The sequence below is a fragment of the Streptomyces sp. NPDC026246 genome (genome assembly GCF_055567995.1).
Genome location: NZ_JBVHPJ010000006.1, coordinates 368328 through 383269, shown reverse-complemented (window position 1 = coordinate 383269; position 14942 = coordinate 368328). Strand labels below are relative to the sequence as shown.

Genomic DNA, 14942 nt, shown 5'->3' with positions numbered 1-14942 from the left:
ATAGGATGATACTCAGTCCGGGGTGACCGGACGACTCCGCGCCTCCGCCGGACGTCGGCTCGCCTCCCCTCCGCCCTCCCGGGCCCACCGCCCCACCGCCGCCAGGACGAACGTCACGCTGATCAGCAGCGCCCAGGCGCCGAACTTCTCCACGCCCACCGGCTCCCAGCCGTGCTGCTGGTACGGGTAGCGCCACGCCCCCACCAGGGTGGCCAGGTTCTCCGCCACCCACAGGAAGAAGCCGATCAGCACGAACGACAGCGCGAGCGGCATCCGCCACCGCACGCCCCGGACCGTGAAGCGCACCGACGTGCCCAGGGTGACGACGAGGAGCAGCGCGGCCAGCGCCCAGCGCACGTCCGGCAGCCAGTGGTGGCTGAAGAAGTTGACGTAGACGCCCAGCGCCACGACGGCCGTCGCCCGCGGGCGGTACCGCACCAGCTCCAGGTCGAACAGGTGCCAGGCCCGGCAGAGGTAGCTGCCGACGGCCGCGTACAGGAACCCGCCGTACAGCGGCACCCCGGCGAACTTCAGCACCGCCGGCTCGGGATAGCTCCAGGACCCGAGGGACACCTTCACCAGTTCGAAGGCCAGCCCGATGACGTGGCAGGCCGCGATCACGGCGATGTCCCGGCCGGACTCCCACCCGCGCGCCCAGAACACCAGCGTGAGCAGCACCCCGTAGACCACGAGCAGGTCGTAGCGCGCCACGGGCAGGTCGGGCAGCAGCGTGGAGACCGCCACGCCCGACAGCAGGGCGATGGCGAACGCGCAGGCACGCGTCTGCGTCCAGGCGAAGTCGAGCAACTGGCGGACCGGTGCGGCCAGCAGGCCGGTGATGCTTGCAGGGATCATGGTGCCCAGTAGGACGGTGCTCCGCGCCCGCCGGTTGCAGGCCCCTCACAGGCCCGTCAGGGCGTGCAGGACGAGGTAGAGCACGGCGGCCGGGATCCCCGCGCCGGGGAACGTGAGCAGCCAGGCGGTGCCGATGGAGCGGGCGACCTGCCACCGTACGGCCGAGGCACGCCGGGTGGCCCCGGCGCCCAGGATGGCCGCCGTGATGGTCTGCGTCGTGGAGATGGGCGCCTTCACCAGGAAGGCGGTGGCGTAGAGCACGGACGCGGCGGCGGTCTCCGCCGCGAAGCCGCGCGGCGGATCGAGATGCACGATGCGCCGCCCGAGCGTGGTGATGATGCGCCGCCCGCCGGTGTACGTACCGGCGGCCATCGCGGCCGCGACGGCGGCGATCACCCACACGGGCACCGAGAAGCCGTCCTGCCAGCCGGCCGTCACCAGCGCCAGCACGATGACGCCCATGGTCTTCTGCGCGTCCTGCAGGCCGTGCCCCAGACCCATCGCCGCGGCCGAGACGGTCTGCGCCGCACGGAACCGCCGCATCGTGCGCCGCGGGTTGGCGCGGCGGAACACCCACAGGACGACCGCGTGCAGCGTGTACCCCAGGGCGACGCCGACGAGCGGGGACAGCAGCATGGGCAGGACGACCTTGTCCAGGATGCCCGACCAGTGCACCGTGGCGGACGCGGCGAGCGCCGCCCCGACCAGACCGCCGATGAGAGCGTGCGAGGAGGAGGTCGGCAGCCCCCGCCACCAGGTGAACACGTTCCAGCCGATGGCTCCGAGCAGCGCGCTCAGCACCAGCAGCAGCCCCGAGGTCCCCTCGGGCGCGCCGATGATGCCGCTGCCCACGGTCTGGGCCACCTCGGTGCCCAGGAAGGCGCCGCAGAAGTTCATGACCGCGGCCATGGCCAGCGCCACGCGCGGACTCAGCGCTCTGGTGGAGATCGAGGTGGCGATGGCGTTCGCGGCGTCGTGGAAGCCGTTGGTGAAGTCGAACGTCAGCCCCACGACGATGATCAGCACGACCAGGGTGAGCTCCATGCGTCGATCACCTTCCGCCGGGAGGCCCGCACGCATCCATCGTGCGCCCGCGCGGGGGAGCGGGCCGCGCGACTACGCCAGGCGGGGCGGCCCGCGCAGCGGGAACCCGACGTCCCGGATCGGCCGCTCTACGGTGGCCTGGTGCGATCTGTTCCTCTGTGGGCCCTGCTCTCCTCGGCGTGCGCGCCCGTCGTCCTGATCCTGGGCTGGCTGGTGACGGCATCCCTGCAGGGCTCCACGTACGACCCGGTCGCCCAGACCATCAGCGTCCTGGCAGCGCCCGGGACATCGGGCTCCTGGGTCATGACGGCCGCGTTCGTCGCCCTGGGCGTCTGCCACCTGCTCACGGCGTGGGGGCTGCGGCCCGCTGCCGCCGCCGGGCGGATCGCCCTGGCGGGCGGTGGTGTCGCGGCCCTCGCGGTGGCCCTTTTCCCGGCGCCGAGCAGCGGAGGGTCCCTGCAGCACGGTTCGGTGGCCGTGGCCGGTTTCGTCCTCCTGGCGGCGTGGCCCGTCCTGGCCGCCCGGTCCGGCCGGGGCGCCCCCTGGGCCCTGCGGCCGGTCCCGTCCCTCGGCGCGACGGTGGTGATGGCGCTGGGGGCGGGCTGGTTCCTGCTGGAGCTCCATATCCAGGGCGCCATGGGGGTGGCCGAACGGGCCGTCACCACGCTGCAGTCGGTCTGGCCCTTCGTCGTCGTCCTGTCGTGCGTCCGCCCGGCGGTCCGGCCGCGCGATCAACGCGCCGGCGGGGACGCGGGCCGTCGGCTCGGTTCCCGCTGACCGGCGGTCGGCGGAGACGCGGCGTCGGCGGAATCGCGGCGCCGGCGGAATCGCTGCGTCCGAGTGATTGACAGGTACGTACCAAGCCGCGACCCTCAGCTGTGAGAGCGCTCTCAGACCCTTCCGGATCAGCCATCCGTCGAACGGAGGCAGAGCATGCCATGGACACTCGGACGCCGGGTCGCCGCCCTCGCGCTGACACTCGGCACGGTGCTCGCCGGCTCGGTGCTCGCGACCGGTGCGAGCACCCCGGCCCATGCGGCCGTCCCGGCCACCATCCCCCTGAAGATCACCAACAACTCGGCCCGCGGTGAGCAGGTGTACATCTACAACCTGGGCACCGAACTGGCGACCGGCCGGCAGGGCTGGGCCGACGCGAACGGCACCTTCCATCCCTGGCCCGCGGGCGGCAACCCCCCGACCCCGGCCCCCGACGCCTCGATCCCCGGCCCCGCGGCAGGCCAGTCGACCACGATCCGCATGCCGAAGTTCTCCGGCCGTGTCTACTTCTCCTACGGCCAGAAACTCGTCTTCAAGCTCACCACCGGCGGACTGGTCCAGCCCGCCGTCCAGAACCCGACCGACCCCAACCGCAACATCCTGTTCAACTGGTCGGAGTACACGCTCAACGACGCGGGCCTGTGGATCAACAGCACCCAGGTCGACATGTTCTCGGCACCGTACGCGGTGGGGGTGCAGCGGGCCGACGGCAGCACCGCCACCACGGGCCGGCTCAAGCCCGGTGGCTACACCGGGTTCTTCAACGCCCTGCGGGGCCAGCCCGGAGGCTGGGCCAACCTGATCCAGACCCGCTCCGACGGCACCGTGCTGCGCGCCCTCTCCCCGCTGTACGGCCTGGAGACCGGAGCGCTGCCCGCCACCGTCATGGACGACTACATCAACCGCGTCTGGCAGAAGTACTCCACCTCGACCCTCACGGTCACCCCCTTCGCCGACCAGCCGGGCACCAAGTACTACGGCCGGGTCTCCGGCGGCGTCATGAACTTCACCAACGGCGCGGGGACGGTGGTCACCAGCTTCCAGAAGCCCGACGCCTCCTCGGTCTTCGGCTGTCACCGGCGGCTCGACGCCCCCAACGACCAGGTCCGCGGACCGATCTCACGCACCCTCTGCGCCGGCTTCAACCGCTCCACCCTGCTGGTCAACCCCAACCAGCCCGACGCCGACGCCGCGAACTTCTACAAGGACAACGTCACCAACCACTACGCCCGCAAGATCCACGCCCAGACGGCCGACGGCAAGGCGTACGCGTTCGCCTTCGACGACGTGGGTCATCACGAGTCCCTGGTCCACGACGGCAGTCCGCGCCAGGCCTACCTCACCCTCGACCCCCTCAACTGAGGCGCGGGTGCGGCGTGTGCCCCACTCCCGCCGCGCCCCGCACCGCATCCACCTCCCACCCCGGCGTCACCGGCACCGTGCGACCCGTTCGCGCGGTGCCGGTGATCTCCCCCGGACCGGTCAGCCAGAGCGGCCGGCACCACCGGCACCACCGGCACCGCTGACTCCGCTGACTCCGCCGGTTTCGGCGAGGGAGCCGGCGCGGGCCCGGAACGTGCGGCGGTAGGCGTCGGGCGGTACCCCCACCGTGCGGTGGAAGTGCCGGCGCAGTGTCGTGGCCGTGCCCATGCCGGTGGCCGTGGCGACCGCGTCGACGGTGTGGTCCGTGGTCTCCAGCAACTCCTGCGCACGGCGGATGCGCTGGGTGAGCAGCCAGCGCAACGGCGTGGTGCCCGTCACCGACCGGAAGTGGCGGCCGAGGTTGCGCGCGCTCATACCGGCCCGGCGCGCCATGTCCTCCACCGTGATCGGCCGGTCCAGCCGCTGGACCGCCCAGGGAAGGACCTCGGAGAGCGGGTGGCCGCCCGGCTCGGGCACCGGAGTGGTCACGAACTGGGCCTGTCCGCCGTCCCGGTGCGGCGGCACGACCAGGCGGCGGGCGAGCGTGTTGGCCACCGACGCACCGTGGTCCCGCCTCACCAGATGCAGGCACAGGTCCATCGCGGCAGCCTTGCCCGCGGAGGTCAGCACCCTTCCCTCGTCCACGTACAGCACGTCCGGGTCCACCCTCACCAGCGGGTGCCGCGCGGCGAGTTCCCGTGTGTGCGCCCAGTGCGTGGTCGCACGCCGGCCGTCCAGCAGCCCCGCCGCGGCCAGCACGAAGGCACCCGTGCACAACGAGGCGACCCGCGCCCCCGCTTCGTGGGCCGTGCGGACCGCGTCGACCAGCTCGGCCGGCGGTTCCCGGTCGATGTCCGCCCAGCCCGGCACGATCACCGTGTCGGCGTGCGCCAGCCGGTCGAGTCCGTCGTCGGGCTCCAGGCGGAAGCGCCCGGCCCGCACGGGACGCGGACCGCAGATCCGCAGCCGGTACCAGGAGCCGTCGGCGCCGGTACCGGCCCCGCCGAAGACCTCGCAGGCCAGGGCAAGTTCGAAGTGCAGCATGCCGTCGGTGACGGCCAGCGCGACGGTGGTCATGTCTGAAAGTGTATGGGGAGTGGCGTTCCGGACAGTCGTGCGCGAGTGGAGGCCGACGCCAGGATGTCCGGGACGGATCACACGGAGCACAGGAACGCGGGGGGAACCCATGGGAGCGGGTCGGACGGCAGCGGTGTTCGGGGCCTACGGGCACACCGGACGGTTCGTGGTCGCGGAGCTGGCGCGGCGCGGGATCGTCCCCGTCCTGTCCGGCCGCGACGCGGACGAGCTCGCGGCGATGGCGCGGGAGACGGGGTGGGAGGCCCGCCCGGCGACGGTGGCGGACCGGGCGTCGCTCGACCGCGCCCTGGCCGGCACGGCGGCGGTGATCAACTGCGCGGGCCCGTTCGCCGCGACCGCCGGCCCCGTGGTGGAGGCGGCACTGCGCGCCGGCATCCCGTACCTGGACGTCGCCGCCGAGATCGAGGCCAACGCCGACACCTTCACCCGGTTCGCCGGGCGGGCGCGGGAGGCCGAGGCGGTGGTCGTCCCGGCGATGGCCTTCTTCGGCGGACTCGGCGACCTGCTGGTCACCGCGGCGATGGGGGAGTGGACCGCGGCCGACGAGGCGCACATCGCGTACGGGCTCAGCAGCTGGCACCCGACCGCCGGGACCCGCACCTCGGGCGCGGTCTCGCGGGAGCGGCGGGACGGACGGCGGGTCCGCTTCGCGCGGGGGCGCCTGGAGTACCGCGATGACACCCCGCCGACCCTTGAGTGGGACTTCCCGCACCCCCTGGGCCGCCGCCCGGTGATCGGGGAGTTCACCATGGCCGACGTCGTCACGATCCCCGGCCACCTGGCGGTCCCGGACGTGTGCACGTACATGACGGTGGAGGCGGCCCGTGACATCGCCGCCCCGGACACCCCGGCACCGGCGGCCGTCGACGGGAGCGGCCGGTCCGACCAGACGTTCCTCGTCGACGTCGTCGTCCGCTCGGGCGGCGCCGAGCGGCGGGCCGTGGCCCGCGGACGGGACATCTACGCCGTCACCGCGCCGCTGGTCGTGGAAGCGCTCGAGAGGGTGCTCACCGGCCGGACCCGCGCCGTGGGCGTGGTGTCCGCCGGTCAGGTGTTCGACGCGCCGGACTTCCTGCGCGCGCTGTCCCCGCACGTCACCGTGGAGTCGCGTCCGTGACGCGGGGCTGCCCCCGGGCGGCCGGCCGGCTCAGGCCGTCTCGATGCCGAGGTCCGCTTCCTGCCGGCGGGGGCGGCGCGTCATGCTGCGGAAGCGGCGGGCGCGGGAGAGGGCTTCCGGAAGCGTCGTGGCGACCGGCATGACACCGGCCAGCCCGAGCGTCTGCAGACGCCAGCGCAGGTGCTCGTCGGGCACGGCCACGAGCAACGCGCCCCCGGCCGCCTCCAGTCGCTGCCAGAACGCCAGGAGGACGGTGATGCCGGTGGAGTCGATGTAGTCCACGGGCGTGGTGTCCAGGACCAGGTAGCGGCAGCCGCCGTCGAGCAGTTCCTCGCCCGCGGCGCGGACGTCGGCACTGGTGAAGAAGTCGACGTCGCCGGGCAGCGCCGCGACGGCCAGATCCTCCTCGCGGCTGATCAGCGTCAGCACGATCGTCCTCCTTCTCGTGCTCGGTCCGTGGCTCCCCGCCCAGGGTCGCTCGTGTCGGTCGTACGTCGGTCGAGATTACGCGAGAACGCCGGTCAGAATGCCGGCTGCGGCCCGTGGCCCCCCGCCACCGGGGGAAGGCCCAGCTCGGCCATCACCTGTTTGCCGCCCTCGACGGTGATCGTACGGACCTGCTCGCACAGGCGGGTGATGAGGTGGAGGCCGTGACCGCCCACGCGCTTCGGATCGGGAACGCGTGGTGTGGGCGCCTCGGGCGAGCTGTCGCGGACGGTGATCCGCAGCCGGCCGGGCGCGAGCACTTCGAGGAGGAGACCGCCGGGTCCCGGCGCGTGGCGCAGGGCGTTGGTGACGAGCTCACTGACGACGATCTCGGCGTCCTGGCTGAGCCGGGGGTCGCGGTGGTGACCGGCCCGCGCCAGCAGACCGCGCACCGCGTTGCGTGCGTCGGCGATGGATGTTCCCTCGGAGCCCCAGACGGCGCCGAAGCGCGGGGGCGTCACCGGGGTGCGAACATCCGTCGTTTGATTCCTCAGCGGGATGACCATGGGGGGTTCCTGTGCGGTGAGGCTGCCTTCGATCACTGATCGTTTCTGTCGGACGGTTTCCGCTTACCCACTGTGGCCGCATTCATGAGGGGGACCGCCGCACGACGTCACCGACGGACGGGAGGAGAGCGGTCCGGCCGCCCGGGCGCACCGGTCACCGGGCGGTCAGCACGAGGTACCCGCCCGTCGGCAGTAGGCTGATCGGCAACTGCTCGACACCGACGTCACGTCCGCACCGCGCCCGTGCCGTGGTCGCCCCGGGGGGAAGGGCCGGCCGGAGCGGGCGGACGCCGTCACCGCACGCAGGCCGACGTGGCATTTCGTCGGCGTCAGGCGGCGGTTCCGGGGCAGACAGAGGCATATGTGCGCGGACCAGGGGTGTCCGTGCGTGTTCGGTATGGAATGGGCATGGAAATGGTCCCGGCAGCGGGCGGGCATGGAGGGGGTGTCGCGTGGAGCGCTCCGACGAGACCGGCCACGGACCGGCGCCGGTGACGGGTACGGGTGACGTGTTCGCCGCCGACCGCGAGGTGGGCGGCGATCTCGCCCGGGTGGACTGGGCGGACACGCCCCTCGGCCCGCCGCACCAGTGGCCGCAGAGCCTCCAGACCGCCGTCAGCATCCTGCTGTCCTCCCGCTTCCCCATGTGGATGGCGTGGGGCGAGCAGCTCACCTTCTTCTGCAACGCGGCCTACCGGCGCGACACCCTCGGCCGCAAGTACCCCTGGGCGCTCGGCCGGCCCGCCAACGAGGTGTGGGCGGAGATCTGGGGCGACATCGGTCCCCGCATCGAGACCGTGCTGCGCACCGGGGAGGCCACCTGGGACGAAGGGCTGCTGCTGTTCCTGGAGCGCTCCGGCTACAGCGAGGAGACCTACCACACCTTCTCCTACAGCCCCCTGCGGGACGACGCCGGCGCCGTCGTCGGCATGCTCTGCGTGGTCAGCGAGGACACCGAGCGGGTGATCGGCGAACGGCGCATGGCCACCCTGCGGGACCTGGGGTCCGACCCCAGCGTGATCCGCACCGAGCGGGAGGTCCTGGCCTTCGCCGACCGGCAGCTGGGCCGCAACCGCAGGGACTTGCCCTTCACGCTCACCTACCTCTTCGACGGCGACGACGCCCGGCTGAGCGGCTCGACCGGCATCGGCCCGGGGCACCCGGCGGCCCCGGCACTCCTGCCGGCCGGCGACCCCGACGGGGTGTGGCCCGCGGACGCACTGACCCGGGGCGAGACCGTCCTCGTGCCGCTGACCGGCGACCGCTTCGCCGACCTGCCCGCCGGCGACTGGCCCGAGCCACCCGTGCAGGCGCTGGTCGTCCCGCTGCTCCAGCAGGGCAGCGCGCCCTACGGCTTCTGCGTCGCCGCACTGAACCGCTACCGCGAGCTCGACGACGCCTACCGGGGCTTCGTCGAGCTGACGGCGGGACACATCGCCTCCGGCATCGGCAGCGCCCGCAGCTACCAGGCCCAGCAGCGGCGGGCCGAGGAACTCGCCGAGCTGGACCGCGCCAAGACCACCTTCTTCTCCAACATCAGCCACGAGCTCCGCACCCCGCTGACGCTGATCATGGGACCGACCGAGGAACTGCGCACCCGGCTCGCCGACGCCGACGAGCCCGTACGCCGGGAACTGGACGTCATCCACCGCAACGGACTGCGGCTCGGCAAGCTCGTCAACACGCTCCTGGACTTCTCCCGCATCGAGGCCGGCCGGATGCAGGCCCGCCACGAACCCGTCGACCTCGCCGCCGTGACGGCGGAGCTGGCCAGCGTCTTCCGCTCCGCGATGGACAAGGCCGGGCTGACCTTCGACGTGGACTGCCCTCCCCTCGACGAGCCGGTCTACATCGACCGCAGCATGTGGGAGAAGGTGGTGCTCAACCTGCTGAGCAACGCCCTGAAGTTCACCTTCGAGGGTTCGGTGGGCGTCCGGGTGCACCGGTCGGGCGCCGAAGCCGTGGTGAGCGTGTCCGACACCGGCATCGGCGTGCCCGCCACCGAGATGCCCCGGCTGTTCGAGCGCTTCCACCGCATCGAGAACGCCCGCTCCCGCTCCAACGAGGGCAGCGGCATCGGACTCGCCCTGGTGCGGGAGCTGGTGGGCCTGCACGGCGGTTCCATCACCGCACGGAGCAGCGAGGGCGAAGGCACCACGTTCACCATCCGGCTGCCCTTCGGCACCGCCCATCTGCCCCCGGACTCCGTGGTGTCCGAGGCGAGCAGCACCGCGGCCGCCGCGACCGCCGACCCCTTCGTGCAGGAGGCACTGCGCTGGCTGCCGGCCGGCGGCACCGCCGAGGGCATCGGCGTGCCGACCGCCGCGAACACGGCCGAGACGCGGGGGCCCGGCCCGGCCGGCAGCGCCCGGGTGCTGGTCGCCGACGACAACGCCGACATGCGCGAGTACCTCTCCCGCATCCTCGCCGGAGCCGGGTACGAGGTCATCACCGTCACCGACGGGATCGAGGCCCTCCACGCCGTCCGCCGCGACATCCCCGACCTCGTCGTCAGCGACGTGATGATGCCCCGGCTGGACGGCCTGGGGCTGGTGGCCCGGCTGCGCGCGGAGGCCCGCACGGCCGCGGTGCCCGTCCTGCTGCTGTCGGCGCGGGCCGGGCAGGAGGCGTCCATCGAGGGCCTGCACGCCGGTGCGGACGACTACCTCGTCAAGCCCTTCGCCGCCGCCGAACTCCTCGCCCGGGTGCGCGCCAACGTCGAACTGGCGCGGCTGCGCGGCCACCACCTGCGGTGGCGGACGGCCGTCATCGACTCGCTGCAGGAGGCGTTCTTCGTCTGCGACGAGTCCGGCGCGGTCGTGGAGATCAACTCCGCCTTCACCGACATCCTCGGCTTCGGCGCCGAGGACCTCCCGTACGCGCCCATCCACCCGTGGTGGCCCGACCCGGGCACCGACCCCGAGGCGCACCGCCGGGTCGGTGCCGCCTTCGCCGGCCTGCTGAAGGGGGAGCAGGGTTCCTCGACCGTTCCGGTCGCCCACCGCGACGGCCACCGCCTGTGGATAGCGGTCACCTGGAACAAGGCGCAGGACCCCGACACCGGACGGCAGGTCACGGTCGGCACCTTCCGCGACGTCACCGCCGAGCACTACGCCGTCCAGCGCCAGACCGCGCTCGCCGCACTGAGCACGGCCCTGTCGCAGGCCACCAGCCTGCCCGAAGCACTGTCCGGCGCCCTCGCGGAGCTCAGGACCCTCTGGCGGGCCCGGAGCGTCGTGGCCGCCGTGTTCGAGCACGGCGACGTGCCGACCCTGACCACCACCGACCCCGACCTCGGCTGGGACGACCTGCCCGCCGAGCGCCAGGACCTGCTCACCGGCCTGCGGCACCTGTCACCGCTCACCCCGGTCCCGGAGGACAGCGGCGCCGTCGTCCTGCTGGAGCACCCCCTCGGCCCCCTGGCCCTGTGGATCGACCTCGGCGAACACCGGCCCTTCACCGGCGAGGACCAGCTGCTGCTCTCCCTGCTCGCCGGGCACCTCGCCCAGGGCCTGGTCCGGGCGCACCAGATCGACCAGCAGCGCGAGACGGCCATCGCCCTCCAGCGCGCCATCCTGGGCCCCGCGCGGCTCCCCGACGGATTCGCCGTGCGCTACGAACCCGCCACCCGCCCGCTGGAGGTGGGCGGCGACTGGTACGACACCATCACCCTGCCCGACGGCCGGATCGGCATCGTCGTCGGGGACTGCGTGGGCCGCGGCCTGCAGGCGGCCAGCGTCATGGGACAGCTGCGCAGCGCCTGCCGCGCCCTGCTGCTGCGCGAGTCCGGCCCCGCCAGCACGCTGATGGCGCTCGACCAGTTCGCCGCGAGCGTCCCGGGCGCGCAGTGCACGACGCTGTTCTGCGGTGTCCTCAGCCCCGCCACCGGGGAGCTGACCTACTCCAGCGCCGGGCACCCGCCGGGGATCCTCGCGCACTCCGACGGCGGGATGCGGCTTCTGGACGACGGACGGTCCCTGCCGCTGGGCGTCCGCCCGGGCCGGGAGCGGCCGGAGGCGCACTGCGTCCTGCCCGCGCGCTCCACGCTGCTGCTCTACACCGACGGGCTGGTCGAACGCCGCCGCCGTTCCCTCGACGCCGGCATCGAGGAGGCCGGAGAGGCGGTGCAGGAGGGACGCGAGGTGCCCGTCGACGACCTCGCCACCGCCCTGATGTCCCGGCTGTCACCGGCCGGCGGCTACGACGACGACGTGGCGCTGCTGCTCTACCGCCACCCGGGCCCGCTGGACCTGTCCTTCCCGGCCGAGTCCGCCCAGCTCGCCCCGGTCCGCCAGGCGTTGCGCGGCTGGCTCGACCAGTGCGACCTGCCCCCGCACGCCGTGCAGAACGTCCTCGTCGCCGCGGGGGAGGCCTGCGCCAACGCGATCGAGCACGGCCACCGCAACGCGCCGGGGGAGGCCGTGCGGCTGCGCGCCGAGGCCCTGGTGGACAGCCTGCGGCTCACGGTCGCCGACAGCGGCCGGTGGAAGGTGCCCCAGCCGGAGCTCAACGCCCACCGCGGCCGGGGTGTCGCCCTCATGCGGGCCATGATGCAGCGCGTCACCATCACACCCGGCCCGTCCGGCACCACCGTCGACATGCAGATGAGGATCGCCTGATGACCACCCCGCTCACCCTCACCCCGGGCCGGCGCGCCGACGGCACTCCGCGGCTCATGGTCAGCGGCGAGATCGACATGAGCAACGCCGTCTCCCTGGCCGAGGCCCTCGACGCCGGCTCGGGCCCCGTCGAGGTGGACCTGACCGCGGTGGAGTACCTCGACAGCGCCGGACTCAACGTGCTCTTCGCCCACGCCGACCGGCTGGAGCTCGTCGTCCCCCCGCTGCTGACGTCCGTCCTCACGGTCTCCGGTCTGGCGGAACTGGTCACCGTCCACGCTCGGGACGGCGGCCCACCGCAGTCATGACCCCGGGCGTGCCCGCCCTCGCCCGTCCCCGGCGAGCAGGCACCGCCCCCCGGCCCCAACCCCGTCACGACGCCCCATCGAAGCATCCGAGCCCTGGCCAGGAGTGATGACCGACGTGTCCGACATGCTCGACATGACCGTCCAGCACCTCAGCGACCGCAGTGCCGTCCTCGCGGTCGCCGGGGACGTGGACCTGCACACCTCGCCCACCCTGCGCGCCCACGCCCTGACCCTGGTCGGGGAGGGTGTACGGCATCTCGTGCTGGACCTGGCCCGGGTGGACTTCGTCGACTCGACCGGTCTGAGCACCTTCATCACGCTCCTGCACGCGACGCAGCGACGGGACGGATCGCTCCACCTCGCCGCCGTGCCGGACCGTCTGATGCGCATGGTGACCATGACCGGCATCTCCCAGGTGCTGCCCGTCCACGCGACGGTGGACGAAGCCGTGGCCGCCGACCCCGGCGCCGGGACTGTGACCGACGTCGCGGCCGCCGCCGCTCCTGACGCGGCCACCCCCAACTGACACCCTGACCTGCGGTGCTGCGGATTTTCGCAGCGGTGCCCGTGAGTGCCGGGGCCTCTCGGTCGGGGACCCGTCTGAGGTAGGCTGCCGTGTGCTGTCGGCCCGAGAAGCACGGTCTTCCCCATCTGGAAGGAGCCGGTGAACCCATGGGGGACACACGTCCGACCTCTCCCGGTGGTGACACCGCGGCCGCCCGCCACGTCGCCGTGAGCTACTCCAGCGACGACGAGTGGGCGGGCCACCTCGTGGCCTTCGTGCGGGACGGGCTCGGCCGGGGCGAACAGGTGCAGTACTTCGCCGACGCCACCGACCCCGACCGCGTGACGCACGTCCTCACCGAGCACGGTGTCGACGCCGCGGGCGCCCTGCGCCGCGGACAACTGCTGGTGACCACCGCGGGCGAGACGTACCTGGCCGGATCCGGCTTCGACCCGGACGCCATGATCGGCCTGTGGCGGCAGGCGGTGGACGGCGCGGCCGCCGAGGGCTACCACAACCTGCGGGTCATCGGCGAGATGTCGTGGGGCACCCGTCCCATACCCGGGGCGGAACGCCTGCTCGAGTACGAGATGCGCATCCACCACGAGGTCTTCGAGCGGTTGCCCCTCACCGCGTGGTGCTTCTACGACCGGCGCCTCTTCCCGAGCGACGCGCTGGCGGCACTGGCCGCGGCGCATCTCAACTGCGCGGGCACCACCGCCCCGAGTGCCGGTGTACCGGCCCTGTCGGCGACCCCGCTGGCGGACCGGCCCGGCTTCAGTCTCTCCGGCACCGGCGGGTACGAGAGCCGCCGCGTCATCGCCGCGGCCGCTGCTTCCCTCGCCGCCTCACCGGCCCCCGACCTCGTGCTCGACCTGTCGGACCTGGACCACCTGGACGTGGCCGCCGTGGCCGACATCGCCCGCGCCGCACAGGGGCGACCCTCGACGTCGCCGGTGCGGCTCCTGAACGCCCCGCCCGCCTTCCACCGCGTGCTGGAACTCTTCCCGGAACTGGGTGCCGGCCTCGAAGAGGTGGGGTCGTGACGACGTACCCGCGACCGTCGGCCGTCCGCAGCCAGGACTCCGCGTTCCACCACCCCGCCGTCTTCTACGGCACCGACCAGGAGTACCTGAAGAGCGTCGGCGAGTTCGCCCGCGCGGAGGAGGCCCTGGGCAGGCCCGTGCTCGTCGCCGTGCCGAGTCCCCGGCTCAGCCTGCTGCGCGACGTGCTCGGGGACCTGGACGTCACCTGGGTCGACATGGGCCAGGCCGGACGCAACCCGGGGCGCATCCTGTCGATGCTGCAGGAGTTCGCCGACCGGCACGCCGAGCGGCACCCGTCCGTCGTGGGCGAGCCGATCTGGGTCGGCCGCACCCCGGAGGAGGCCCGGGAGGCCACCCGTCACGAGGCGCTGATCAACCTGGCCTTCGCCGGCCGGCAGGCCACGATCCTGTGCCCGTACGACACGCGCCTGCCCGGCTGGGTCCTCTCCGAGGCCCACCGGACGCACCCCGTCCTCGGGGTCGCCGAGGACTGCCGGCCCAGCGCTCGCTACACGGACCCGCGCGCGGTGGACCGGGACTGCGACGCACCCCTGCCCGAGCCCGCGGACCCGGTCGTCCTGCACTTCGAGGAGCAGGACCTCGGTCAGGTCCGCGACGCCGCCGCCGAGTGGGCGCAGAACGCCGGCATGACCGCGCGCCGCCGCACCGACTGGCTGCTCGCCGTGAACGAGGCCACCGGCAACTCGGTGCGGCATGGCGGCGGACGCGGCACCCTGCGGCTGTGGCGGGCCGGCGGCACCTTGATCGCCGAGACGAAGGACCGCGGCCGGCTCACCGATCCGCTGGTCGGCCGGCGCCGTCCCGACCCCTTGTCCCCGGCCGGCGGGCGGGGAGTCTGGATGATGCACCAGCTGTGCGACCTGGTGGAGATCCGCACGCCCGCCTCGGGCCTCGTCGTGCGGCTGCACCTGACCCTGGACTGAGCGCCCCGAGATGGCGCACTGCGTGTTACCGGCGGTCACCGGCTTCTCCGTACCTCTCGATCTTGCTCGGGCGGGAATGCCCGGGCCGTTCCGGTGCATACGACCATGGATGCGGCATGACTCATGCCGGACGAACGTGATGTCGGCTCTCCCCGTGTGTGGGGCAGGTGGCCGGCTGGGGGGACGAGATGACGGCCGAGCGTGAACGGAGGTCC

13 protein-coding genes are annotated in these 14942 nt (G+C 73.2%); 8 read left to right on the top strand and 5 right to left on the bottom strand.

What is annotated here, in order from left to right; genetic code table 11:
- Positions 1-12 precede the first annotated feature (12 nt).
- Together ACZ4M5_RS18150 and ACZ4M5_RS18145 are read right to left on the bottom strand one after the other, a co-directional pair.
- Positions 13-855, bottom strand: a complete 843-nt coding sequence (locus ACZ4M5_RS18150) for a DUF817 domain-containing protein (RefSeq protein WP_467737894.1) — start codon at positions 853-855, stop codon at positions 13-15.
- Positions 856-900: 45 nt separating this feature from the next.
- Positions 901-1899, bottom strand: coding sequence for an inorganic phosphate transporter (locus ACZ4M5_RS18145; protein ID WP_467737892.1), 999 nt, complete (start codon positions 1897-1899; stop codon positions 901-903).
- Positions 1900-2040: 141 nt separating this feature from the next.
- Between ACZ4M5_RS18145 and ACZ4M5_RS18140 the strand changes: the two genes are divergently transcribed.
- Together ACZ4M5_RS18140 and ACZ4M5_RS18135 are read left to right on the top strand one after the other, a co-directional pair.
- Complete coding sequence (locus ACZ4M5_RS18140) at positions 2041-2676, top strand: DUF998 domain-containing protein (protein WP_467737890.1); 636 nt, start codon at positions 2041-2043, stop codon at positions 2674-2676.
- Positions 2677-2832: 156 nt separating this feature from the next.
- Positions 2833-4038: a glycoside hydrolase family 64 protein gene (locus tag ACZ4M5_RS18135; RefSeq protein WP_467737888.1), complete on the top strand. Its 1206-nt coding sequence runs from the start codon at positions 2833-2835 to the stop codon at positions 4036-4038.
- A 120-nt stretch (positions 4039-4158) separates the two neighbouring features.
- Here the strand turns inward: ACZ4M5_RS18135 and ACZ4M5_RS18130 are convergent, their stop codons facing one another.
- Entirely contained in the window at positions 4159-5175 is a 1017-nt protein-coding gene (locus ACZ4M5_RS18130; protein WP_467737886.1) for a helix-turn-helix domain-containing protein, read from the bottom strand.
- A 109-nt stretch (positions 5176-5284) separates the two neighbouring features.
- Here ACZ4M5_RS18130 and ACZ4M5_RS18125 point away from each other — a divergent pair, with 109 nt between their 5' ends.
- Entirely contained in the window at positions 5285-6313 is a 1029-nt protein-coding gene (locus ACZ4M5_RS18125; RefSeq protein ID WP_467737884.1) for a saccharopine dehydrogenase family protein, read from the top strand.
- A 30-nt stretch (positions 6314-6343) separates the two neighbouring features.
- Here ACZ4M5_RS18125 and ACZ4M5_RS18120 read toward each other — a convergent pair whose 3' ends face one another.
- Both ACZ4M5_RS18120 and ACZ4M5_RS18115 read right to left on the bottom strand, forming a co-directional pair.
- Positions 6344-6742 (bottom strand): STAS domain-containing protein, encoded by a 399-nt coding sequence (locus ACZ4M5_RS18120; RefSeq protein WP_467737882.1) that lies wholly within the window; start codon positions 6740-6742, stop codon positions 6344-6346.
- 92 nt (positions 6743-6834) lie between these two features.
- On the bottom strand, positions 6835-7341 hold the full coding sequence (locus ACZ4M5_RS18115; protein WP_467737880.1) for an ATP-binding protein: 507 nt from the start codon (positions 7339-7341) through the stop codon (positions 6835-6837).
- A gap of 416 nt (positions 7342-7757) precedes the next feature.
- Here ACZ4M5_RS18115 and ACZ4M5_RS18110 point away from each other — a divergent pair, with 416 nt between their 5' ends.
- The 5 genes from ACZ4M5_RS18110 (at position 7758) to ACZ4M5_RS18090 (ending at position 14727) form a co-directional block, all read left to right on the top strand.
- Complete coding sequence (locus tag ACZ4M5_RS18110; RefSeq protein WP_467737878.1) at positions 7758-11924, top strand: SpoIIE family protein phosphatase; 4167 nt, start codon at positions 7758-7760, stop codon at positions 11922-11924.
- Entirely contained in the window at positions 11924-12232 is a 309-nt protein-coding gene (locus tag ACZ4M5_RS18105; protein WP_467737876.1) for an STAS domain-containing protein, read from the top strand. Before ACZ4M5_RS18110 ends, ACZ4M5_RS18105 begins: the two co-directional genes overlap by 1 nt.
- A gap of 106 nt (positions 12233-12338) precedes the next feature.
- The gene (locus ACZ4M5_RS18100) at positions 12339-12758 is read left to right on the top strand and encodes an STAS domain-containing protein (protein WP_467737874.1); all 420 of its coding nucleotides are present in this window, start codon (positions 12339-12341) and stop codon (positions 12756-12758) included.
- Between the two features lie 146 nt (positions 12759-12904).
- Entirely contained in the window at positions 12905-13783 is an 879-nt protein-coding gene (locus tag ACZ4M5_RS18095; protein ID WP_467737872.1) for an MEDS domain-containing protein, read from the top strand.
- Positions 13780-14727 carry an anti-sigma factor RsbA family regulatory protein gene (locus tag ACZ4M5_RS18090; protein WP_467737870.1) on the top strand — a complete coding sequence of 316 codons (948 nt, stop codon included), beginning with the start codon at positions 13780-13782 and terminating at the stop codon, positions 14725-14727. Before ACZ4M5_RS18095 ends, ACZ4M5_RS18090 begins: the two co-directional genes overlap by 4 nt.
- Positions 14728-14942: the final 215 nt, after the last annotated feature.

What these genes read in the sequence shown, in the direction of transcription:
- ACZ4M5_RS18145 (WP_467737892.1), bottom strand. Translation starts at nt 1,899, where the DNA reads ATGGAGCTCACCCTGGTCGTGCTGATCATCGTCGTGGGGCTGACGTTC.
- ACZ4M5_RS18125 (WP_467737884.1), top strand. Translation starts at nt 5,285, where the DNA reads ATGGGAGCGGGTCGGACGGCAGCGGTGTTCGGGGCCTACGGGCACACC.
- ACZ4M5_RS18135 (WP_467737888.1), top strand. Translation starts at nt 2,833, where the DNA reads ATGCCATGGACACTCGGACGCCGGGTCGCCGCCCTCGCGCTGACACTC.
- ACZ4M5_RS18095 (WP_467737872.1), top strand. Translation starts at nt 12,905, where the DNA reads ATGGGGGACACACGTCCGACCTCTCCCGGTGGTGACACCGCGGCCGCC.
- ACZ4M5_RS18150 (WP_467737894.1), bottom strand. Translation starts at nt 855, where the DNA reads ATGATCCCTGCAAGCATCACCGGCCTGCTGGCCGCACCGGTCCGCCAG.
- ACZ4M5_RS18100 (WP_467737874.1), top strand. Translation starts at nt 12,339, where the DNA reads ATGACCGACGTGTCCGACATGCTCGACATGACCGTCCAGCACCTCAGC.
- ACZ4M5_RS18130 (WP_467737886.1), bottom strand. Translation starts at nt 5,175, where the DNA reads ATGACCACCGTCGCGCTGGCCGTCACCGACGGCATGCTGCACTTCGAA.
- ACZ4M5_RS18105 (WP_467737876.1), top strand. Translation starts at nt 11,924, where the DNA reads ATGACCACCCCGCTCACCCTCACCCCGGGCCGGCGCGCCGACGGCACT.